Annotated in this window: 19 protein-coding genes; 13 read left to right on the forward strand and 6 right to left on the reverse strand. The window is 71.7% G+C overall.

The genetic code is table 11. The features are described from left to right. Nucleotides 1-19: 19 nt before the first annotated feature. From ELQ40_RS04485 to ELQ40_RS04495, 3 genes are read right to left on the reverse strand one after another with little or no spacing between them, the layout of a single operon-like run. Nucleotides 20-1,312, reverse strand: a complete 1,293-nt coding sequence (locus ELQ40_RS04485) for an extracellular solute-binding protein (protein ID WP_127792608.1) — start codon at nt 1,310-1,312, stop codon at nt 20-22. 55 nt (nt 1,313-1,367) lie between these two features. Continuing rightward, nucleotides 1,368-2,279, reverse strand: coding sequence for a carbohydrate ABC transporter permease (locus tag ELQ40_RS04490; protein ID WP_127792609.1), 912 nt, complete (start codon nt 2,277-2,279; stop codon nt 1,368-1,370). Nucleotide 2,280: 1 nt separating this feature from the next. Beyond that, nucleotides 2,281-3,210, reverse strand: coding sequence for a carbohydrate ABC transporter permease (locus ELQ40_RS04495; protein ID WP_127792610.1), 930 nt, complete (start codon nt 3,208-3,210; stop codon nt 2,281-2,283). A 274-nt stretch (nt 3,211-3,484) separates the two neighbouring features. On the opposite strand from ELQ40_RS04495, the gene tatA reads away from it, so the two are divergent. The 4 genes from tatA to ELQ40_RS04515 all read left to right on the forward strand — a co-directional run bounded on the left by tatA (nt 3,485) and on the right by ELQ40_RS04515 (nt 6,119). Further along, nucleotides 3,485-3,682: a twin-arginine translocase TatA/TatE family subunit gene (tatA, locus tag ELQ40_RS04500; RefSeq protein ID WP_127792611.1), complete on the forward strand. Its 198-nt coding sequence runs from the start codon at nt 3,485-3,487 to the stop codon at nt 3,680-3,682. 68 nt (nt 3,683-3,750) lie between these two features. Next, the gene (locus tag ELQ40_RS04505) at nt 3,751-4,209 is read left to right on the forward strand and encodes a hypothetical protein (RefSeq protein WP_127792612.1); all 459 of its coding nucleotides are present in this window, start codon (nt 3,751-3,753) and stop codon (nt 4,207-4,209) included. A 91-nt stretch (nt 4,210-4,300) separates the two neighbouring features. Next, the gene (locus ELQ40_RS04510; protein ID WP_127792613.1) at nt 4,301-5,074 is read left to right on the forward strand and encodes an IclR family transcriptional regulator; all 774 of its coding nucleotides are present in this window, start codon (nt 4,301-4,303) and stop codon (nt 5,072-5,074) included. A 61-nt stretch (nt 5,075-5,135) separates the two neighbouring features. Beyond that, on the forward strand, nt 5,136-6,119 hold the full coding sequence (locus ELQ40_RS04515; protein WP_127792614.1) for an oxygenase MpaB family protein: 984 nt from the start codon (nt 5,136-5,138) through the stop codon (nt 6,117-6,119). Here ELQ40_RS04515 and ELQ40_RS04520 read toward each other — a convergent pair. After that, complete coding sequence (locus ELQ40_RS04520) at nt 6,061-7,761, reverse strand: ABC-F family ATP-binding cassette domain-containing protein (RefSeq protein ID WP_127792615.1); 1,701 nt, start codon at nt 7,759-7,761, stop codon at nt 6,061-6,063. The genes ELQ40_RS04515 and ELQ40_RS04520 overlap by 59 nt on opposite strands. A gap of 228 nt (nt 7,762-7,989) precedes the next feature. Here ELQ40_RS04520 and ELQ40_RS04525 point away from each other — a divergent pair, with 228 nt between their 5' ends. The 3 genes from ELQ40_RS04525 to ELQ40_RS04535 all read left to right on the forward strand — a co-directional run bounded on the left by ELQ40_RS04525 (nt 7,990) and on the right by ELQ40_RS04535 (nt 12,247). After that, entirely contained in the window at nt 7,990-8,655 is a 666-nt protein-coding gene (locus ELQ40_RS04525) for a GyrI-like domain-containing protein (RefSeq protein ID WP_127792616.1), read from the forward strand. A 155-nt stretch (nt 8,656-8,810) separates the two neighbouring features. Then, nucleotides 8,811-11,453: a fibronectin type III domain-containing protein gene (locus ELQ40_RS04530; RefSeq protein WP_127792617.1), complete on the forward strand. Its 2,643-nt coding sequence runs from the start codon at nt 8,811-8,813 to the stop codon at nt 11,451-11,453. Between the two features lie 185 nt (nt 11,454-11,638). Continuing rightward, complete coding sequence (locus ELQ40_RS04535) at nt 11,639-12,247, forward strand: hypothetical protein (RefSeq protein ID WP_127792618.1); 609 nt, start codon at nt 11,639-11,641, stop codon at nt 12,245-12,247. 48 nt (nt 12,248-12,295) lie between these two features. Here the strand turns inward: ELQ40_RS04535 and ELQ40_RS04540 are convergent, their stop codons facing one another. Beyond that, a complete protein-coding gene (locus tag ELQ40_RS04540) occupies nt 12,296-12,880 on the reverse strand; it encodes a helix-turn-helix domain-containing protein (protein WP_127792619.1) in 585 nt (194 codons plus the stop codon). Nucleotides 12,881-12,963: 83 nt separating this feature from the next. On the opposite strand from ELQ40_RS04540, the gene speB reads away from it, so the two are divergent. The 6 genes from speB to ELQ40_RS04570 all read left to right on the forward strand — a co-directional run bounded on the left by speB (nt 12,964) and on the right by ELQ40_RS04570 (nt 21,188). Then, entirely contained in the window at nt 12,964-13,983 is a 1,020-nt protein-coding gene (gene speB, locus ELQ40_RS04545) for an agmatinase (RefSeq protein WP_127792620.1), read from the forward strand. Continuing rightward, on the forward strand, nt 13,980-14,441 hold the full coding sequence (locus ELQ40_RS04550) for a nuclear transport factor 2 family protein (RefSeq protein WP_127792621.1): 462 nt from the start codon (nt 13,980-13,982) through the stop codon (nt 14,439-14,441). Before speB ends, ELQ40_RS04550 begins: the two co-directional genes overlap by 4 nt. A gap of 36 nt (nt 14,442-14,477) precedes the next feature. After that, on the forward strand, nt 14,478-15,887 hold the full coding sequence (locus ELQ40_RS04555; protein ID WP_127792622.1) for a cytosine permease: 1,410 nt from the start codon (nt 14,478-14,480) through the stop codon (nt 15,885-15,887). A 10-nt stretch (nt 15,888-15,897) separates the two neighbouring features. Next, on the forward strand, nt 15,898-16,590 hold the full coding sequence (locus ELQ40_RS04560; RefSeq protein WP_127792623.1) for a cyclase family protein: 693 nt from the start codon (nt 15,898-15,900) through the stop codon (nt 16,588-16,590). Between the two features lie 232 nt (nt 16,591-16,822). Continuing rightward, nucleotides 16,823-19,684 carry a hypothetical protein gene (locus ELQ40_RS04565; protein ID WP_127792624.1) on the forward strand — a complete coding sequence of 954 codons (2,862 nt, stop codon included), beginning with the start codon at nt 16,823-16,825 and terminating at the stop codon, nt 19,682-19,684. A gap of 58 nt (nt 19,685-19,742) precedes the next feature. After that, nucleotides 19,743-21,188: a basic amino acid/polyamine antiporter gene (locus tag ELQ40_RS04570; RefSeq protein ID WP_127792625.1), complete on the forward strand. Its 1,446-nt coding sequence runs from the start codon at nt 19,743-19,745 to the stop codon at nt 21,186-21,188. Between the two features lie 87 nt (nt 21,189-21,275). Here ELQ40_RS04570 and ELQ40_RS04575 read toward each other — a convergent pair whose 3' ends face one another. Further along, entirely contained in the window at nt 21,276-22,313 is a 1,038-nt protein-coding gene (locus ELQ40_RS04575; protein ID WP_240665937.1) for a LacI family DNA-binding transcriptional regulator, read from the reverse strand. Nucleotides 22,314-22,409: the final 96 nt, after the last annotated feature.

The raw sequence follows: 22,409 nt of genomic DNA on the forward strand, positions 1-22,409 counted from the left end.
GACGGGGCGACCGGGCCGGTCAGCCGATGAGGGCGTTGACGGCCTCGCCGGCTCGCTTCATGGCGTCCTTCGGGGATGCCTGGCCGACGAGCGCGGCCTGCACCTGCTCGGCGACGGCGGTCTCCATCTGGGCGTACTGCGGGAACTGCCACAGCGGGCTGGCCTTGGCGTCCTTCGTCACGAGCTCGGTGAACGAGTTGACGAACGGGTTCGCCTGGACGGCGGACGCGGCCAGCGCCTCCTCGGTCGTCGGCGGCAGGCCGAGCGCGGAGAAGTAGCTGACCTCCTGGACCGGATCGCTCGTGATCCACTGCGCGAACTCGGACGCGGTGTCGGCGCCGTCGCCGTCGACGACGACGACCAGGTGGCCCCAGAGCAGTTCCTGCGGCGTGTCGCCCCGCTTCAGCACCGGCCGGGCGATCGGCGCCATCTTCGAGCCGAGGTCGGGGTCGGAGGCCGTCTTGAGCACGCCGGCGCGGCCGACCGGAGCGTCGTCGTACATGGCGGCCTTGCCCTGGCTGAACAGCGTCCGAGCGGCGGCGCGGTCGACGTCGGCGGTGATGAGCCCGTCGTCGAACAGCTTCTTGTACCAGGTGAGGGCGTCGACCGACGCCTCGTCGCCGAAGCTCGCCTTGCCCTTCTCGATGATCGGCGATCCGAACGTCTGCGCCCAGACGATGAAGTCCTTCAGCTGCGCGGTCTTGGTCGACGCCGCGTACGGGATCACCCCGGTGCCCTTGAGCGCGACGAGCGCATCCTCGAACTCCGCGATGGTCGCGGGAGCCTTCGACACACCGGCCTTCTCGAACAGCTCGGTGTTGGTCACGAGCCCGATCGCCGCGATCGTCCACGGCAGTCCGAGCTGCCGGTCGTCGAACCGGCCCGCGGTCAGCGCCGACGTCGTGTAGCCGCGGTCCTTCGCGTAGGAGCCGAGGTCGCGCAGCTTGCCGAGCGCGGCGAGGCTCGAGAGCCAGGCGACGTCCAACTGCGCGGCTCCCGCGAACTGGCCACCGCGGACCTGGAGGGTGAGCTGGTTCAGGTAGTCGTTGTAGGGGTAGTTCGGCGTGTCGACCGTGATCGCGTCCTGCTTCGCGAAGGTCTGCACGGCCGGGCCGAGCACGGCCTTCGTGGCATCCTCCGACATGCCCCACGACGCGAATGCGAAATTCGTGGGCCCGGCGGGTGCCTTGGTCGCGGCGGCTCCGCCGCCCGTGGCTCCGGGCGCGCATCCGGCGAGGCCCGCGACGGCCGCGGCTCCGATGCCGATGGCGCTGAAGCGGAGCAGGTCGCGCCGGCTGAGCTGTGCTGACATGGTGTTCTCCTTGATCGGTTCTCTCGGTGGGGTGGATCGTGGCGGCCCGGCGCCGTCAGCCCTTGACGGCGCCGGCCGTGATGCCGCCGACGAGGTAGCGCTGCAGGGCGATGAAGGCGATGCAGACGGGGATGGACGTGATGAGCGAGGCCGCCATGAGCGACGGCCACGCGGTCGCGGACTCGCCGATGAAGCGGTTGACCAGGCCGGGCGGCAGGGTCTGCTTCTCGGGGCCCGCGAGGGTGAGCGCGAAGATGAAGTCGTTCCATCCGCGGACGAAGGCGAACAGCCCCGCGGCGACGAGGCCCGGCGCGGCGAGCGGCAGCACGATCGCGTGGAGCGTGCGCCAGTGGCCGGCGCCGTCGATCTTGGATGCCTCGATCAGCTCGTCGGGCAGCGCGTCGAAGAACCCCTTCAGCATCCAGACGCACAGCGGCAGGGTGAACGTCGTGAACGAGATGATGAGCGCCTGGTAGGTGTTCAGCAGGCCGAACTGGGCGAACACCACGTACAGCGTCACGAGCAGCAGCGCCTGCGGGAACATCTGGCTCGAGAGCACGAAGTACATCAGCGCCTTGCGCCCGCGGTACCGGAACTTGGAGAACGCGTACGCCATGTACATCGAGACCACGACCGACAGGACCGCCGTGATCACCGAGACGACGATGCTGTTGGTCAGGTACCCGAAGATCGCCGGATCCGCGAAGACGTTCGCGTAGTGGTCGAACGTGACCTCGGCGGGGAACAGCCGTGGCGGGAACGCGAAGACGTCCCCGTCGGGTGTGAGCGAGGTGATCACGAGCCAGTAGAGCGGAAGGAACGCGAACAGGCTCGCGAGCACCACGGTGATCCCGATCGCCCACCGCGGCCGCACGCGGCGGCGGCGGGGACGCCGCAGGCGCTCCGCGGATGCGACGGGGGTTCCGGCTTCGGAGACGTCCGGGCGGACGGTCAGCGTCGTCGACATGTCAGTGCTTCTCTCCGCGCTCCGAGAAGCGCACGTAGACGACCACGAGGATCATGAGCAGACCCATCCAGAGCAGGCCGAGCGCCCCGGCGTGGCCCAGGTCGTATCCCTTGAAGGCGGTGTCGTACACCTCGGTGGCGAAGGTCGAGGTCGTTCCGGCCGGGCCTCCGCCCGTGAGCACGAAGATCGTGTCGAAGTGCTGGAAGTTCCAGATCACCTCGAGCAGGAGCACGAGGCCCGCCACCCCGCTGATGTGGGGCCAGGTCACGGTGAAGAAGCGGCGGATGGGCCCGGCGCCGTCCATCGCGGCCGCCTCGTGCAGCTCGGTCGGGACGGTCTGCAGCGCGGCCAGCAGCATCACCATGATCCACGGGAACGAGTTCCACGTCTTCGCGATGATCAGGGCGCCCCGCGCGGTGTCGGTCTGGAACAGCCACGCGATCGGAGCATCGATCCAGCCGGCCTGCATGAGCAGTCCGTTGAGGACGCCGTAGTTCGCGTCGAAGATCCACATCCAGAGGAACGAGACCACCACGCCCGGCAGCAGCCACGGCACGAGGAACGCGCCGCGCAGCATGCGCGAGCCCCGGAACCGCTCGTTCAGGGCGAGCGCCAGCGCGAGTCCGATCAGGAAGGGGAAGATCGTCGCGCCGATGGTGAAGATCGCGGTCTGCCCGAGCAGGCCGGCGAAGTCGTGGGCGAGCACGTCGGCCAGGTTCGACAGGCCGGCCCATTCCACGCCCGGGTAGACGAGGCTCTCGGTGAAGAACGCGGAGGCGAGCGACCGCAGCAGCGGATAGAGCACGACGCACAGCAGGAGCGCGAGGCCCGGCAGGAGCAGGAGGGAGATGAACCCGAGCTCCGACAGCCGACCCGGCCGGATGCCGGCCGTCCGCTCGTCGGTGCGCGGCCGAGGGGCGAGGGCGGTCACGGACGGGTCGCCCGTCCCGACGGGGCGGGAGCGGGTCGCGATGGGGTGGGGGACATAGGGCGGTTCCTTCTCGGCTCTGGCGGGGCGTCGCCGCCCCACCGATCTGCATTGATCATCCGTTTCCGGAAAGTGCTGTGCACTGGTGGCATGACTATCGCACATAACGCATGTTACGCTCAAGTCCTCACCATGCAACGACGTGATTCGGATCACGTCGACGTGTTCCAGCCCGCAGCGACGCGGTCGGCGGGCGGACCGGACGAAAGGACCTCTCGTGTTCGCGAACCTCAACGGCTGGCACGCCGTCATCATCGTCGCCGTGATCCTGCTGCTCTTCGGGGCGCCGAAGATCCCGATGCTCGCGCGCAGCCTCGGCCAGTCGATGCGCATCTTCAAGACGGAGGTGCGCGACCAGGGCCCGGTGGCCGACCCGCTCGCCGAGGATGCGAAGGGCCCGGCCGCCTCCTCATAGCCTTGGAGCTTGCTGGGCATCGACCCCACGAGCAGGCCTAAACCGAAGTTCCGTTCTATTTTATCGGGGTGAGCAATGAGCAGTCCGGACCCGACGTCGACGGCGTTCGTCGCGAGCAGGTCGTCGTCCGGGGCGACGGCCGGCGGGTGCGCGTGCCGCACTGGGCGACCATCGTGCGCATCCGCGTCGTCGGCGGGGCGTCGCTCGGCGGGGTCCCGGGGGACGTCGTGGAGGGCGTCATGTCGGTGCGCGCCGGAACGAGCCTGCGTGTCGACCCGGGTCGGCCGGGTTCCCTCGAGGAGTCGGATGGTGGCGACACCGTCGTCGCCCGTGACGGATCGCTCGTGGTCTCGGCGGCCGGTGGCCGCGACCGGCGGGGGGCGTCGTCGCGCCCGGGTCCGCTCTGGAACGTCCGGGTGGCGCGCGGTCGTGCCGCCGAGGCCTCCGGTGCGGAGCTCGAGTTCGTCGGGCCCGATCTGCCGGCACCCGCGCTCCACTCCGAGCAGGTCCTGGGCGCCGTCGGCTGATCCCAGGCGCGCCGGCGCGTCTCTTGCAATCGATACGCGCTCTGTGCATGGCGTACGCCGTGACGGCAACAGCGCCCGTTAGGATGATGGAATGCCCTCGGAACGCGGAAACAACCAGAGTGTCGAGAAGGCCGTCGCGGTCCTGAACGTGTTCGCCGGCGGCCAGCCGCAGCGCGTCTCCGACGTCGCGAAGGCCACGCAGCTCGGCCAGTCGACCGCATCCCGGCTCCTGAGCACCCTCGAGTCGGTCGCGCTCGTCGAGCGCGACCCCATCACGGGGCTCTACCGTCTCGGTCCCGACGTGATCACGCTCGGCAGCGTCGCCCTCAACCAGCATCCGCTGTATCGCGGGTCCCGCCAGGTCCTCCAGAACCTCGCCGCCGACCTCGGACTCGGCGCGAACGTCGCGGTGCGGCGCGAGGACACCGTGATGTACCTCGCCAACTTCGACGGCACGAAGGCGCCCAGGAACCACACGATCGCCGGGCGGCGCGACCCCCTGCACGCCACGAGCATGGGCAAGTGCCTGCTGATCGGCGTGCCCGAAGCCGAACGCGCCGACCTGCTCGGCGACCTCGTCGCCTACACCGTCCGCACCATCACCGACCTCGATCGGCTGAACGCCGAGGTCGCCGAGGCGGCCGCGAGAGGCTACGCCGTCGACGTCGACGAGTTCGCGCTCGGGCGCGCGAGCGTCGCCACGCCGGTGCGCGACCAGTCGGGGGCCGTCATCGCCGCGCTCTCGATCTCCGGACCGGCGACCGCGATCCGCCTCGACGAGCGCGAAGCCTCGCTCGCGGCGATCGTGATCGAGGCGGCCGACCGCATCGGTTCCGGGCTGGGGTACGTCGCCGCGATCGCGTGACGCGGGGCGGACGCCTCGATCGCCGCCCTCGATGATCGAGATCTCCCGGGTATCGTCGACTATGGCCCGGCGAGGCGATTCCGGCGGTGACGCGGTCAGGTGGCGCGTCCGCGGACGCTCGCGGCTGAGTCGCGACGAGCAGCCCGCGTGGACGCGGGCGCTCGCCGAGGGTGACGACGCCGGATTCTTCGGCCCGGGCAGCGCGGTCTGGGCCGTGAACGGGGCACTGCCGACCCTGGCGGCGGGCATCCGCGCGCTGCTGCTGCAGACGCTGCACCCGGGCGCGATGGCCGGCGTCGCCGAGTGGTCGCGCTACAACGAGGACCCGCTGGGCCGGCTCGACGGCACGATCCGGTGGGTCGCGACGACGACCTTCGGAGACCGCAGGCAGGCGGCCGCGGCATCCGCGCACGTCTCGAGACTGCACGAGCGCGTGACCGGCACGTACACGGATGCCGCGGGCGCACCTCGCCCGTACGCGGCGAACGACCAGCACCTGCTGCGCTGGGTGCACGACGCGTTCACCGAGGCGTTCCTCGGCGCGCACCTGACCTGGGGCGGGCGAATCCCGGGCGGTGCCGACGCGTACGTGCGCGAGTGGGCGCAGGCGGGCCGGCTCATGGGCGTGGTGGATCCGCCCGAGAACGCGGCCGAACTGCGAGCCGAGCTCGCCGGGTACCTCGCGGAGGCGAAGGTCGACGACCGGGTGCGCGAGGCACTGCGGTTCCTGCGCCGCCCGGGCCTGCCGGGGCTCACCGGCCGGCTCTACCCGATGCTGTTCGCCGGCGCCGTCGCGTCGCTGCCCGCCGAGGTGCGCGAGTTGCTCGGACTTCGCCGGCCCTGGTGGCCGGCGATCACGACGACCCGCCTGCTGCTGGCCGGCGGCACCCTCGTGCTCGGGCGGATGTCGCCCAGCGAGCGGAACGCGAGATCGCGCATCGCCCGGCTCGCGGCGGCGCAGCGGGCCGCTGCGCCGCCGCCCGGCCTCACGCGGCCGGATCCGCCAGCAGGCACCGGCGCTCCAGCCGGAGCCGCCGCCCCCTGAACCGCTCGCGCATGCGCCGGTCGTGCGTGACCAGCACGACCGCGCCCTCGAACGAATCGAGCGCGCGCTCGAGGTCGTCGACGAGGTCGGGCGAGAGGTGGTTCGTGGGCTCGTCGAGCAGCAGCACGTCATGCGGGCGACTCACCAGCAGCGCGAGTTCGAGCCTGCGCCGCTGGCCGTACGACAGCGCGCCGACGGCGACGCCGAGCTCGGGCCCGCGGAACAGGCCGAGCCGGAGCATCCGGTCACGTGCCGTCTCGACGTCGTCGAGCGTGCCCGCCGCGAACGACTCGAGCACCGTGCTCGTCCCGCCCGCCGTGGTGTGCTGGCGCAGGTGGCCGACGCGGCCCTCGACCGACGCGCGGCCGGCGTCGAGCGCGAGTTCGCCCTCGATCGCCCGAAGCAGCGAGGTCTTGCCCGCGCCGTTCGCACCGGTGACCAGGACGCGATCGCCGGGGCCGAGCGACAGGTCGTCGACGTCGGTGCCCGCGACGCGTACGCCCGCGAGTTCGAGCAGCGGTCGCGGAGCGGCATCCGTCCCGGTCGCGGCGGCATCCGAGCCACCGGATGCCGCTCGCTCGAGCCTCGGCGCGAACACCAGCGGCTCCGGCGGCGGGGGAGCCGGGTCGTCGAGGAGCCTCGCCACGCGCTCCTTCGCGTTGCGGATACGGCCCATCGCGCCGTGGTCGCGGCCACGCAGGCGGAACGCGCCGTGCCCGAAACCCGCCTTCTCCATGCGGCGGGGGATCGCGTCGAGCTTGAACGCGTTCGCCCCGAGCAGGGCGCGCTGGCGCGCAAGCTCCTCGGTCCAGGCCTCGTGCGCGAGCCGCAGGCGCTCGCGCTCGGCGGCCTTCGCCCGCAGGTAGCCCGAGTAGCCGTCGCCGTGCCTCGACACCGAGCCGGCGTCGACCTCCCAGATGGCGTCGGTGAACGCCTCGAGGAACGCGCGGTCGTGCGTGACCGCGACGACGAGCCCGCGATGCGCCCGCAGGGCGGCGACGAGCCAGTCCCACGCGTCGTCGTCGAGGTCGTTCGTCGGCTCGTCGAGCAGCAGCACCTCGGCGTTCGCCGCGATCGTCGCGGCAAGCGCGACGCGCGACCGCTCTCCGCCCGAGAGCGTCGACCACGGCCTGCCGCGGTCGATCCCGGAAACGCCCAGCACGTCGAGCGCCGCGTCGAGCCGAGCGGATGCCCCGTACCCGTCGCGGGCCTCGTACCGGTCGAGCAGCGACTGGTATCGGTCGAGCGCGACCTGCAGGTCTTCGCCCGCGAGGCCCGCGCCGTCGGTGCCGCCGAGCGCCTGCCCGGCGTCGCCGAGTGCGCGTTCGAGCGCCCGCAGGTCGCCGGAGCACGCGTCGATCGCGTCGTGCACGGTCGCATGCTCCGGCAGCTCGACGACCTGCTCGAGCAGGGCGACTCCGCCCGGAGCGGTCACCACGACGTCGCCGGCATCCGGCTCGATGGAGCCGGCGAGCAGGCGGAGCAGGGTCGACTTGCCCGAGCCGTTGTCGCCGATGACGCCGACGTGCTCGCCGGGTCGGGTGGCGACCTCGACGCGGTCGAGCACGACGCGGTCGGCGAAGCGCTTGGTCGCGCCGCGCAGGGCCAGGAAGGCGGAGGAATGATGGAGTGATCGGGTCATGGAAGCCTCGATTCCGACCCGCTGCGGCGGGTCGACCGTCGGCGTCGCCGTGCTGGCGGCATCCGGATGCGGATGACGGTCGACGCCTCGCGGCGCGGGTCTGCTGGGTAGCGGTCAGTGGCTGGTGCGCATCGACGTGCGCCGGAACGGCCGTGGAGCTGAGCTCGACACGGTCGCCACTACTCGAAAATCAGAGTACCCATAGGGCGACGAACCTAGCATGCCGTCATGGGAGCTGTCGAGAAGTTCGACCTGAAGCGCGCGCATCCGTCGCTCTACGCCGCGTCGGCGCGCGCCGCGAAGGACTGGGTGCTCGTCGACGTGCCGCCGATGCGGTACCTCGCCGTCGACGGGCACGGCGACCCGAACGCCGCGCCGGCGTACCGCGAGGCCGTCGAGGGGCTCTACGCGACCGCGTACACCGTCAAGTTCGCGAGCAAGCGGGAGTCCGGCCGCGACTTCGTCGTCGGGCCGCTCGAAGGGCTGTGGCGGGCCGACGACCCGGCGACGTTCGTCACGCGCGAGAAGGACGCGTGGCGCTGGACGATGCTCATCGCGCAGCCCGACTGGATCGACGAGGCATCCGTCGACGCCGCGATCACCGCAGTCCGCGCGAAGGCGGCGAAGCAGCGACAGGATGCCCCGCCCGCGCTCGACCTCGTGCGCCTGCTCCACCTGCACGAGGGGTCCAGTGCCCAGATCCTGCACCTCGGCTCCTACGACGACGAAGGGCCGACGCTCGCGCGACTCCACGACGAGTGGATGCCCGGGCGCGGACTGACGTTCGCCGGCGACCACCATGAGATCTACCTCGGCGACCCGCGCCGCACCGCGCCCGAGAAGCTCAAGACGATCCTGCGGCAGCCGGTGCGGCCGGTCTCCGACGGAAGCTGAGGCCCGCTCGTCCCCCTGCCGTTCACCGCGCGGTCGCGCGCGTCGACACCTCCGGGTCATCCCGACCGGATTCGCTGGCACCGAATCCGACCGGACGACGCCTCATCGCGGGGCGTCGTCCGGCATGCGATCGGAACGGTCTCGAGAGGGAGAACATGACCGACACGAACAGACGACGCGGCCGCACGGTCGCCGTCGCCGCCACGCTCGCGGGCCTCGTCGCCGGCGCGCTCGCACTGCCGCTGCCCGCGGCGGCGGCATCCGAGGTGCCCACCGCCCCGGTGGTCGACGCGAACACGACCTGGCGCTACCTCGACGACGGCACCGACCCCGCCCGCGGCGATGCGAACCTGCGGGTCTGGACGACCACCGGCTACGACGACACCGCGTGGAAGCAGGCCCAGGGCGGCTTCGGCGCGAAGGGCGGCAAGCTCGCCGCGGTCGGCCCGCGCACCCCGAAGACGCTGCTCAACCAGTACCTGAACGGCACCTCGGCGCCGAACGTGCCGACGTTCTTCTTCCGGTCGAGCTTCACGCTCGAGGCGGGCGTCGCCGATCGGGTCGCCGACGTGGTGGGCGATCTCGTCTACGACGACGGAGCAGTGGTGTGGATCAACGGCCAGCGCGTCGCGGGCCTCCACGCCGACCGCGTCACCGAGTCGTCCAACCTGCAGTACGCGGGCTCGGGCAACTCCGACCCGACGGCCGCGAGCTTCACCGCCGACGGCGACGTGCTGGTCGACGGCGTCAACACCGTCGCCGTCGCGCTCTACCAGGACCGCGAGACCTCGAGCGACATCTACCTCGACGTCCCGTCGATCCGCCTCATCGAGGAGACCGAGCCCGGCGTCGTGGTGCCGACCCCGCCGAGCCGCGTGATCCTGACGCCCACCGAGACGCCCGACGTGAGCCAGTCGTTCTCGTGGCTCGCGGGCGACGCCTCGCACACCACGGGCCAGGTGCAGATCCGCCCGGCCGCCGGCGGCGACGTGCGCACGGTCGACGCCTACGCGGCGGGTGCCGTCAACGGCAACCCCCTCCAGCACTTCTCCGCCACCGTCGACGGCCTGACCGCCGCGACCGCGTATGAGTACCGCGTCGGACTCGAGGGCGCCTGGGGCGCGTGGACCGAGTTCACCACCGAGGACCCGACCGACACCGACTTCCAGTTCGTCTACTACGGCGACGCCCAGATCGGGCTCGACTCGACGTGGCCCAAGGTCGTCGCGATGGCCGAGGCATCCGCCCCGGACTCCATCGGATCGGTGCACGCCGGCGACCTGATCGACACCGCGAGCAACGAGACCCAGTGGATCAACTGGTTCAAGGGCATGCAGACCTCGGCGGCGACGACGAACGTCATGGCCGCGCCCGGCAACCACGAGTACTCGGGTGACAAGCTCATGAAGTCGTGGAAGGCGAACTTCGAGTACCCGCACAACAACCCGTCCACCGAGACGATCGGCGACCTGGCCGACCTCGCCGTCGGCGACACCGACGTGGCGAAGCAGTACGCCGCGTACTTCGCGCACTGGACGCAGTTCGCGACCGAGACGGTGTACTTCACCGACTACCAGGGCGTGCGCTTCATCACGATCAACGCGACCCGCGACACCACGTTCCTCACCCCCGACGGGCTGCCCGCCTGCTCGGGTGCGGAGTGCCCGTCGACGAAGATCGCCGCGCTGTGGACGCAGTTCCAGGCGGCCTGGCTCGACCACGTGCTCACCGAGAGCCCCTCGAAGTGGAACGTCGTGACCTTCCACCAGCCCGTGTACTCGACGTCGGCCGGGCGCGACGAGCCCGTACTGCGCCAGTACTGGGTGCCGGTGTTCCAGGAGCACGACATCGACCTCGTCATGATGGGCCACGACCACACCTACGCGCGCGGCTACAACAACGAGGACGTGACCGAGACCCCCGGCATCACCGACGGCCCGGTCTACATCGTCTCCAACTCGGGTGCGAAGCACTACGAGCTCGAGACCGACGCGAAGAACGTCTGGACCAACAACGGCGCGACGCAGGTGCTGCGCGGGGCGGGCGTGACGACGTACCAGGTGATCGACGTGACGGCCGACTCGCTGCACTACCGCTCGTACCTCGCCGAGAAGACGGCTGCCGCGACGACCGACCTCGCGGTCGGCGCCGTCTACGACGAGTTCACCGTCACGAAGACCGACGAGGGTGAGAAGTGGGTCACCGAGGCGGGCGTCGAGCCGCCGGTCGAGGAGCCCGACACGACCCGCCCCGAGGTCACGCTCGTCGCGCCCGCGGCGGCCGGTCCGTTCCGCGAGCTCGCGGTGCAGGTCGACGCGACCGACGACCGCGGCCTCCAGCGCATCGTCGCGAACATCTACCAGGGCGGCAAGCTGGTGAAGTCGACGCAGACCCCCGTCGGCGGCGCGAAGGCCGGGACGCACAGGGCGACCGTCCAGCTGCCGTCGGGCGACTACACGGTCAAGTACAACGCGCAGGATGCCGCGGGCAACATCTCGAAGACGAGCACCTTCGCGGTGACCGTCGACGCGACCGCGCCCAAGGCGACGATCAAGGACGGCGCCTCGTACACGGCGAAGAGCGGCGAGGTCTTCCGCCTCATCAGCTTCAAGCTGTACGACGCCGGCAAGATCGACCGGGTGGAGATCAACGGGAAGGTCAAGGACCTGTCGGACGACGCCTGGTCGGACGTCAACTTCATCAAGCCCGGCGTCTTCGGCGCGGTCGCCGGCGCGAACACCCTGACGGTGTACGACGTGGCCGGGAACACCTCGGTCGTGGAGTTCACGCTCGGCTGAGGCATCCACCGCGCGCCCGACTGAACGGGTCGCGTCCGCATGAGAATCCGGTCTACGGCTGCCGCTCCGGCGTCGTAGGCCGGATTCTCATGTTCGGCGAGACGAACGGATGCCTCGAATCGGTTGCGGGCGTCCGGTGACCGGCCTATCGTGAGCGCGGGAGAATACTTATAGGGGGTATGGATATGTCCGAATCGCCGTCGACATCCGCGGCCACCGCGGCCCGCATCCCGGACGCCTCGCCGGGTGCGCCCCGACGTGCGCGCGCGGGATTCGTCGTCCTGCTGCTCGTGATCGGCGTCGCGACGGGCGCCGTCGCGCTGCTCGGCGGTGGTGCGAGCGGCACCTCGGCGGCCCTCCCGATGACGGTGGTCTGCGTGGCGGTGCTCGCCTACATCGCGGCCGCGGCGATCGGGATCCGATGGATGGGCTGGCTGTGGGCCGGAATCGGGTCGCTGCTCGTCGGGCTCGCCGAGGTGCTCGACCTGCCCGCCTGGGTCGTCCTCGGCGCAACCGGAGTCGCGCTGGCCGTCGTCGGCCTGATCCGCCGGTCGGCGTACACGCTGGCTCAGACGCTGGGCGGCGCCGTCTACGTCGCCGTCGCGGTCGTCGCGCTCGCGTTCGACGTCCGGGTCGGGCTGGTCGTCGGCGGCCTCGCGCTCGCCGCGCACGCGGCATGGGACTTCGTGCACTTCCGCCGCGACATCGTCGTGAACCGCTCGCTCGCGCTGTGGTGCATGGGCCTCGACCTCGTCGCGGGCCTCGGCTGCGTCGTCCTCGCGATCGTCGGCTGAGGAGCACGACACCGCGGCGCCGGTCGCCGCGGTCGGATCGGGCGTCGTCTACGCCGTGCCGCTCCACGCGGCCGGCACCAGGATCCACGCGACCTCGGCGCCGACGTCGGGGTCCGCCGTCCAGTTGTGCGGCTCGCGGCCGGGAAAGGTGAGCGAGTCGCCCGCCTCGAGCGGGAGGTCCTCGTTCACGAAGTGGGCGGTCAGCCTCCCGGCGAGCACGTGCAGTACCTCGACCTCGCTCGCGATCGTGTACAGCTCGGTGCCGCCCGAGGCGCCCGGCTCCATGCTCGACCGGATGACCTGCACGCGCGACTCGCTGCGCGGCGACACCAGCCGCTCGACCACGCCCGTCCCGCCGAGGTTGATGCGCGGAGCGTCGTCGAACGCGACCTTCTGCACCTCCGGCTCGGAGAACAGGGCGCCGACCGGCAACGACAGCACCTGGCACAGCTGCACGAGGGTTGCGACGCTCGGCGAGGTCTCGTCGCGTTCGAGTCGGCTGAGGAATCCCTTCGTCAGGCCGCTCGTCGCGGCGACCTGCGAGAGCGAGAGGCCCTGCGCGCGCCGGACGTTGCGCAGCTTCGCGCCGATCGCGACGCGCGATTCGCTCGGGTCGGGGTGCACCGGGCGCATTCGTCCGCTCCTTCGTTGACACGGTCGGGCCGCAACCGTACGATGACGATGCGTTTACTCCAGAATATCAAAGGTTTACTGACATGCAACCTCTCGACGCGGAAGACCGCCCCGGACAGCCCGACGCCGAACCGCGAGTCGGCGTACCCGGCGGCCCGGTCGGGCCCATCGACGCGAGCGTCGTGCCCCGGTTCGCGGGCATCGCGACGTTCGCACGCCTGCCGCGGCTCGAAGACGTCGACCACGCCGACGTCGCCGTCGTCGGCGTCCCGTTCGACAGCGGCGTGAGCTACCGCCCCGGCGCCCGGTTCGGCCCGGCGCACGTGCGCGAGGCATCCCGGCTGCTGCGCCCCTACAACCCCGCGCAGGACGTGTCGCCGTTCGCCGCGCAGCAGGTCGTCGACGCCGGCGACATCGCCGTGAACCCGTTCCACCTCGACGAAGCCGTCGCCCAGGTCGAGGCCGGAGCGCTCGCGCTCGGCGACCGGGCCGACCGGCTCGTGGTCATCGGCGGCGACCACACCATCGCGCTGCCGCTCCTGCGGGCGGTGCACGCGAAGCACGGCCCCGTCGCGGTCCTCCACTTCGACGCCCACCTCGACACCTGGGACACCTACTTCGGGGCACCCGTCACGCACGGCACGCCGTTCCGCCGGGCATCCGAGGAAGGACTCATCGACCTCACCGCGAGCATGCACGTCGGTACGCGCGGCCCGCTCTACGGTGTCGACGACCTGACCGACGACGCGCGCCTCGGCTTCGCGATCGTGACGAGCGAGGACGTCGAGGAGCACGGCGTCGCCGTCGCCGTCGAGCGCATCAGGGCCCGCATCGGCGACGCCCCCCTCTACATCTCGATCGATATCGACGTGCTCGACCCGGCCCACGCCCCGGGCACCGGCACACCCGAGGCCGGCGGCCTCACCAGCCGCGAGCTGCTGCGCATCATCCGCGCGCTCGCCGACCGCACGATCGTCGGCGCCGACGTCGTCGAGGTCGCACCCGCCTACGACCACGCCCAGCTCACCGCCGTCGCGGCGTCGCACGTCGCGTACGAGCTCATCAGCGCGATGGCACCGCGCACCGGAACGGAGACCCCATGACGAGCCGCACCCCATCCGTCGACGAGGTGCTCGCCGCGGCCGCCGAGATCGTCGCGGCGTTCGCCGCGACCGACGGCGAGCGCTACTTCGCGACGTTCGACCCGCAGGCGTCCTTCGTGTTCCACGTCGAGGCCGATCGCCTCGACGACCGCGCCGCGTACGAGCGGCTGTGGTCCGGATGGATCGCCGACGGCTGGCGCGTCACCTCATGCGAGTCGACGAATCCGCACGTGCAGGTGTTCCCGGGCGGCGCGGTGTTCGCCCACGACGTCGCCACCTCCGTCGAGACCTCCGACGGCGCCGACTCGTACCGCGAGCGGGAGACCATCGTCTTCCGCGTCGAGCCGTCGGCCGGCCCGGACGGCCCGGCCGACCCCGGCCCGGCCGACCCCGGCCCCGCCGGCGGCGACCGCCTGGTCGCCGTGCACGAGCACCTGTCCCCGAACCCCACCGCCTGAAACCCGAACCCGAACCCGAAACCTCCTGGAGGAGCAATGTCGCTCTACGCTCGACTCGACCGTCGCCTCGAATCGCAGGCCGACAACGACGGCCCCGTGCGGGGCATCCTGTCGGGACCCCGAATCGGCATGATCTGGCTGGCCGCCAACCTCGTCGTCACGACGCTGCTGACCGGCACGCTGTTCATCCCCGGCGTCGACTACGCCACCGCCGTCACGATGATCCTCGTGGGAACGCTGGCGGGTGCGGTCGTGCTCACCGCCGTCGGCAACATCGGCACCCGCACCGGGCTGCCGACGATGGCGCTCACGCGGGGCGCGTTCGGCACCCGGGGCAGCTACCTCACCGTGGTCGCGAACGTCGTGATCCTCATGGGGTGGAGCTGGGTGCAGGCGATGCTCGCCGGCGTCACCGTCGACTACCTCGTGGCGAGCCTCACCGGCTTCTCGAACCCGATCCTGTTCTCGGTGCTCTGCCAGACGCTCGTCGTGATCCTCGCCATCTTCGGCCATGAGGGCATCTCGAAGGTCGAGCCGTGGCTCGCCGTCGCGATGCTCGCGATCATCGCGTGGATCTTCGTCGTCGCGTTCACGACGTACAGCCCGGCGGAGTTCCAGGCCATCCCGGTCGACGCGTCGATCGGGTACTCGCCGGTGATCGTGCTCGACATCGTCATCGCGACCGCGGTGTCGTGGACCGTGCTGTCGGCCGACTTCAACCGGCTCGCGAGGTCGAGCCGCGCGGGCATCCTCGGCTCGGGCATCGGCTACACGCTGTCGACCGTCATCGCGATGGTGCTGGGGCTCACCGCCCTCGGATACGTGATCCTCAGCGGCGGCGACGCGATCGCGTTCGACCCTGCCACCATCGTCGGCGCCTTCGGCGCACCGCTCGCGATCGTCATCTTCCTCTCGGTCATGGCGACCAACACGATGGTCGTGTACGGCATGACGACCTCGGTCGTGAACGCGAAGCACGGCAGCCGGCTGAAGTTCCTGCCGACCGCGCTCGTGCTCGGTGCGATCTCGATCATCGGCTCGACGTGGCTGGGCCTGCTCGCCCAGTTCACCGAGTTCCTCGTGCTGATCAGCGCACTCTTCGTGCCGGTGTTCGCGATCATGATCGTCGACTACTACCTCGTGAAGCGTTCGGCCTACACCGCCGATCTGCTCCGACCGACCGGCGGTCGCTACTGGTACGCCGCCGGCGTCAACTGGGCGGCCGTCGGCGTCTGGGTGCTCGGCGCGGTCGCGACCTACCTCTGGACCAAGGTGTGGCCGCTGCCGACCGGGGCGACGATCCCGGCGTTCGCGCTGAGCTTCGTGCTCTACCTCGTGCTCATGCTGCCCGACCGCGCACGGCACGCGCGCGAGCGGAGCGTGCACCTCGCGGGGACCGACGAGACCGGATCGGACGCACCGACCGCATCCGCCGCCGCGAACTAGGCTCGGCGGCATGCGCGAGCTCAGCCACCGGATCACCGGGGGGATGCAGGTCTACCCCGGCGACCCCGAGGTGCGGATCGAGCCGGCGCTCGAGCTCGCGCTCGACGGCGTCGACGTCGCGCACCTCGACCTCGGGTCGCACACCGGCACCCACCTCGACGCCCCGTCGCACACCGTCGCGGGCGGGCGCACGACCGGACGGATCGGGCTCGACGAGCTCGTCGGCGAGGCGCTCGTGGTGCACCTCGCCGGCCGAGCCGGCACGCTGGGCGCGGTGGCGCCCAGCGCGGAGGTTCCCGGCGCCGTGGCGCCCGGCGCGGTCATCGGACTCGACGACCTCGCCGCCGCAGTGCACGGCGGACTGCCCGAGGCCGTGCCGCCGATCGTCGTCGTGCACACCGGCTGGGCGCTGCAGTTCGGCACGCCCGAGGCGTTCGCGCACCCCGCGATCAGTCCGGATGCCGCGGCCGAGCTCGTGCGGCGCGGGATGCGGGTGCTCGCGGTCGACACGCTGAGCCCGGATCCGACGGGGGCCGGGGCATCCTCGTTCCCCGTGCACGAGGTCGTGCTCGGCGCCGACGCGCTCATCGTCGAGAACCTGACGGGGCTCGCCGGGCTGCCCGAGCGCGTGCGCATCGGGTTCTTCCCGCTGCCGATCGACGCCGATGGGGCGCCGGTGCGGGCGGTGGCGTTCACGGACTGACCGCCGAGGCATCCGTGTCGCGCTTCGATCGCGGCACCGTCGTCTGCATGAGATTCCGGTGTACGGATGCCGCTCCGGCGTCATCGCCCGGATCGTCATGCACTGGGCGAACGGGGAGCGCGTGCGGCGGCGTACCGCGCTTCTCAGTGCCGTCACTGATCCGCCGGGATCCGGCAGGGAGCAGGATGTGGCCGAATCGCCATCCCTGCCACCCGTCGAGCCGAGGTGCATCATGTCCGAGACGCAGGCGCGCAGCGCCGCGCAGTCCCCGCGAGTGCTCGAGATCCGGATCCACGGCATCGCGAACGCGCCGCCCGAGGTGATGCTCGAGGCCGAGCGCGACGAGATCACCCGGCGCACCGGCGACGACCTCGGTTCGTTCTGGAGCAGGAAGGACGACGCACCCGCCGACGGGATCGAGGCGAAGGAGGCCTACTCGTGGGGCGCGCAGTCCCGCGCCGGCGGCGGTGCGCTCGCGATGATCGGGCGGGTGTTCGTGCACCTCGGCTGGCTGTTCATCCTCCCGTTCGGCCTGTGCAACGTCGCCTACTGGATGCGCGACGTCCCGACGCCGAAACGGGCGGACGCATTCGCCTGGAAGGGCGGTCGCGGGGCGGTCACGCTGCGGCTGTTCGCGCTGGTGCTCACCCTCATCTACGTGACGGCCTTCATGTCGGTCGCGGTCGACCTCGTCGCGGTGCAGTGCTTCCGCGGCGGCCGCATGTGCGCGGCGCTGCCCGAGTGGCTCGCCGGGCTCGGCGACCTCGACCGGGGCGCCCGTGCGGCGCTGTTCAGCCTCGCGCCGATTGGCGCGGTGCTCGTGATCTACCTCATCTCGAGGACGGGGCGCGTGCGGTACGAGGCCAACGTCGCGAACTTCTCGGAGCGGTTCCTGAGCAGCCGGCACGAGTTCCCGCGGCCGCTGCTCGCGACCAAGGGGTTCTGGACGGCGTGCCGGATCAGCTCCACGAGCGAGCAGTTGCACTTCGCCGCGGCGATGGGGCTCGTGCTGCTGCTGCTCGGCTGGGATTCCGCGCTCAGCGGGCAGGCGACGGATGTCTCGATCGAGGCGGATCCGCTCGCCGAGACGCTGCGCGGGTTCGCCTCGGCGCCACCGTGGGCGATCGCCGCGATCGCGGTCGGTGCCGCCGTGCTCGTGCTGTCGGCGGTCTTCGTGCTGATGGCGACGAATCCCGGCAGCATGCAGAAGGACCGTGCCGACCGGTTCCGCGGCCGGATCATGCTCGCCCTCGGCGCGACCGCCTACGTCGGCTACGTCGCATACATGCTCGTGACGACGTCGCGTCGGGTCGACGTCGAGATGGAGGTCTCGCCGGTCTTCGCCGGGCTCATCACCACCCCGATGGTGCTCATCGTCGTCGCCCTCGGCATCGCCTACGCGGGTGCCGGCTGGGTGCGACGGGTGTCGCCCTGGATCTCGTACCCGCTGCTGTGCGGCGCGCTCGGGTTCCTGCTGGTGGCGGAACTCGTCCCCGACGGTGCCGACGGCGAGGCGCCCGCCTACGTCGCCTGGCTGATCGCGGGGGGAGTGGCCTGCGTGGTCGCCTTCTTCGTGGTCACGTGGACGAAGCGCATCGACCTGCGGACGGTCGGGTGGTCGGGGCAGGGACCCGCCGTCGGGATGCTGCTGGGGCTGCTGTCGTCCATGGTCATCTCGAGCCTGCTCGTGATCGGCGTGAGCACGTGGCTCAGCACGCCGAGCGACGCGGGGCAGACCGAGGACATCTGGCGCACGCCCGCCCCGCGCGGAACCGAGCTGCTCGACGCCCCCGACGCCTACGAGCGCTTCAGCGTGGTGCTGGCCGTGATCGCGGTGGCGGTGGTGCTCGTCGCGGGTGCGGCCGCGATCGCCGCACTCACCCGGTCGCCGCAGCTCACGGTGCCGCCGATCGACGACGAGGGCGACCGGAACCGCCGGGGCGTCGCCCAGCCCGGGGCGAAGTACACGCTTCGCGAAGACGGCGAACTCGACCCGAAGGACCAGCGGATCATCGCCGCGCGGCGTTCCGCGACGATGGTGCACCGCGGCGAGGCCCTGCTCGGCTGGATCGCCGTGCTCACCGCCATCGGGTTCCTGCCGCTCGTCTCGAGCGACCTGTTCGACTGGTTCCGCTCGCTCGCGCCCGAGTCGATCCGCGCCGGCATCCGCGCGGCATCCGTCACGATCCTGGGGCTGGTCGCGCTCGCGGCGGTCGCCGCCGTCGCGACCCGAGCGGCCGCGAGCGCCGAACGGCCGCTCGCGCTGATCTGGGACATCGTGTGCTTCTTCCCGCGCGCGGGGCATCCGTTCTCGCCGCCGTGCTACGGCGAGCGCGCGGTGCCGGAGCTCACGGACCGGACCAACCGGTGGCTGCGCGACACGAAGGACGGCACGACCGGCGTGGTGCTCGCGGCGCACTCGATGGGCACCGTCCTCGCAGCGGCGACCGTGCTCGCCCTGTCGAACGTGCCCGGTGCGCTCGTCGAGGACGTGGGTCCGGACGGGCGCGCACGATGCCGCCTCCGGGGAGTGGCGATGATCACCTACGGCACCCAGTTGCGCGCGTTCTTCAGCCGGTTCTTCCCCTCGGTGCTCGGTCCGCAGGTGCTCGGCGTGCCGCCGTGCGAAGGGCCGTCGCTCTGGCACGCGGACCCGTGGAAGCGGCAGGTCCGCCGCGAATGGCCGGGCACGTTCGAACCGAAGCCGGTGCGGGGCTCGAACCCGTTCGCTGCCGACGACGAGGCCACCTCGTCGGTCCCGGCCGCGCAGAACGGCGGCGAGATCGCGTGCCGGAACGTCACCGTCGCCGGGCTCCTCGGCGTCGACGGCGACCGCTCGACGCCCGACCGGTGGCTCAGCCTCTGGCGGCGTACCGACTACCTCGGCTTCCCGGCATACGGCTACAACCCCGACGGCAACCCGATCGACCTCGGTGCCAGCGAACGCTCGCCCGCGAGCTACATGTGGCAGGTGGCGCAGCACAACGACTACCTCCCGACGGCGCAGTACCGCGCGGCGCGGCGCCGCCTGGTGGCGGCGCTGGGCGCCCAGGCCGCGCGGGAGCCCGTGGGCGGGCCGCCGAAGCAGCCCTGACGGCGGCGCCGACCGCTCGCGCTGGCGCCGGTCGCAGCCTGCGCGCTACGGTCTGCTCATGAGCCGGCCGGGGGGCGTGCAGGGCGCACGGGGTGCGGTGAAGCTCGGCGTGCCCACGCTGACCGCGATGGTCGTGGGGTCGATGGTCGGTGCCGGCGTGTTCTCGCTGCCCGCGACGTTCGCGCAGGAGACCGGGGTGCTCGGCGCCCTCATCGCGTGGGTGATCGCGGGCCTCGGCATGCTGATGCTGGCGCTCGCGTTCCAGGCGCTCGCCGTGCGCCGCCCGCAGCTCGACGCCGGCGTCTACGCCTACGCCAAGGCGGGATTCGGCGAGTTGATCGGCTTCTTCTCGGCGTTCGGCTACTGGGCGAGCGCATGCGTCGGCAACGTCACGTACTGGGTGCTGATCATGTCGACCCTCGGGGCCGTGATCCCCGCGCTCGGCGCCGGCGACACGCTGCTCTCGTTCGCCCTGTCGAGCGTGGGGCTGTGGGTGTTCTTCCTGCTCGTGCGCCGCGGCGTGCGCGAGGCCGCCGCGGTCAACCGCATCGTCACGGTCGCGAAGCTCGTGCCGATCCTCGTCGCCATCGTGCTCGCCCTGTCGGTGCTCGACCCCGCGGTGTTCGCGGCGAACCTGCTCGGCGGTACCGACACCGGCGGACTCTTCGAGCAGGTGCAGGGCACGATGCTCATCACGGTGTTCGTGTTCCTCGGCGTCGAGGGCGCCAGCGTGTACTCGCGGCACGCGCGCCGCAGGGCCGACGTCGGTCGCGCGACCGTGCTCGGCTTCCTCGCGGTGTTCTCGGTGTTCGCCTCGGTGACGATCGTGTCGTTCGGCGTGATGCCGGCCGACGACCTCGCCGCGCTGCGGCAGCCGTCGCTCGCCGGCGTGCTCGAGGCGGCCGTCGGGCCGTGGGGTGCGGTGCTCGTGAGCGCCGGACTGATCGTGTCGGTGCTCGGCGCCTACCTCGCGTGGACGTTGATGGCCGCAGAGGTCGTGTTCGTCGCCGCGAAGGACGGCGACATGCCCCGGTTCCTGGCACGCGCGAACGACCGCGACGTCCCGGTCGGTGCGCTGCTGAGCTCCACGGTGCTCGCGCAGGCCGTGCTCGTGGTCGCGATGTTCGCGGTCGACGCGTTCGACTTCGCGCTGAACCTCACGAGCGCGCTCGCGCTGGTGCCGTTCCTGTTCGCGGCCGGGTACCTGCTGCGCATCGGCATCTCGCCGGACGCGGCATCCGATGATCGGCGGACGAGGCGGCGCGATCTCGTCATCGGGGCGCTGGCGACGGTCTACGTGCTGTTCCTGCTGGTCGGCGCGGGGTGGTCGTACCTGCTCGTCTCGCTGATCGTGCAGGTGCCGGCCGTGGCGCTGTTCCTCGTCGCGCGGCACCAGCGGGGGCGCCGGCTGCTCACGCCCGCGGAGTGGGTGATCCTCGGGATGGCCGCCGCGGGGGCGGTCGTCGGCGTCGTGGGCATCGCCGCGGGCTGGATCGTGCTCTGACCCGGGACGGTTCCTTTCGTCGAGGACCGTGGCATCCGACCGTCCGGAGCGAGTCGAACCGTCCCGAACCGGAGGGCGTGACCGCGGTCAGGCCGCGGGCGGCGCGGCCGTGCTCCGGCGGACCACCAGCTCGGTCGGCACGAGCGTCGTGCCGTGGGCCTCGCCCGACTCGACCTCCTGCAGCAGGGCTTCGAACGAGCGACGCCCGACCTCGGCGAACGACTGCCGCACGGTCGTGAGCGGCGGCCAGAAGTTGGCCGATTCCTCCATGTCGTCGAAGCCGACGACGCTGACCTCGTCGGGCACGCGGCGCCCGGCTTCGTGCATGGCCCGCAGCACACCGAGGGCCATCTGGTCATTGGCGGCGAAGACGGCGGTGACCGACGGGTCGGCGGCCAGGAGTCGGCCGATGCGGTGGCCCGACTCGCTCGACCAGTCGCCGACGTGGGCGTCGGGCACGCTCGCCCCGCGTTCGCGGAGCGCGGCCTGCCAGGCTTCGCGTCGGTGCACGGCCGAGTACGAGCGGTCGGGCCCGGCGAGGTGGTGCACGGTGGCGTGGCCGAGGTCGAGCAGGTGGTTCGTCGCGAGGCGTGCGCCGTGCGCCTGGTCGGTGTCGACGACGGGGAATCGGTCGCCGGCGTTCGAGTCGACGATGACGACGGGGAGCCCGGCCGGCAGCTCGATCTCCCGCTCGTCGAGCAGGTGCGCCTCGACGATGATGATGACGCCGTCGACGGCCTCCTCGCTGAGTCGGTCGAAGGCGACGGAGACCTCGCCGCGGGTGGGGTTGGGCACGATGAGCGACAGCGAGTACCCGGAGTCGGTCGCGGCGGCGGCGATGGCGTCGAGGGTGCGCATGTTGCCGAGGCTCTCGAGGGTGAACATGATGACGCCGATGCTGTGGAAGCGGCCCGACCGGAGGGCCCGCGCGGCGCTGTTGGGGCGGTAGCCGAGGGTGCGCATGGCGGCGAGCACGCGCGATCGCGTCTCGGGGTCGACGTTGCTGCGGTCGTTCGCGACGCGGCTCACGGTCTGGCCGGACACGCCGGCCTCGCGCGCGACGTCCGCCATCGAGGGGCCGCGCCGCCGCGCGCCGGCCTGGTCGACGGGGTTCGTGTTCGTCATCGCGGTCTCCTCCTGATGCGGCCCGGCGGGGTTCGCGCCGGCACGGTGGGCTCGTCGCCCGCCGCCGTTCGGCATCTCGACCCAGACTGGCGCATG

It is taken from the genome of Agromyces sp. LHK192, from assembly GCF_004006235.1.
Classification (GTDB): Bacteria; Actinomycetota; Actinomycetes; order Actinomycetales; family Microbacteriaceae; genus Agromyces.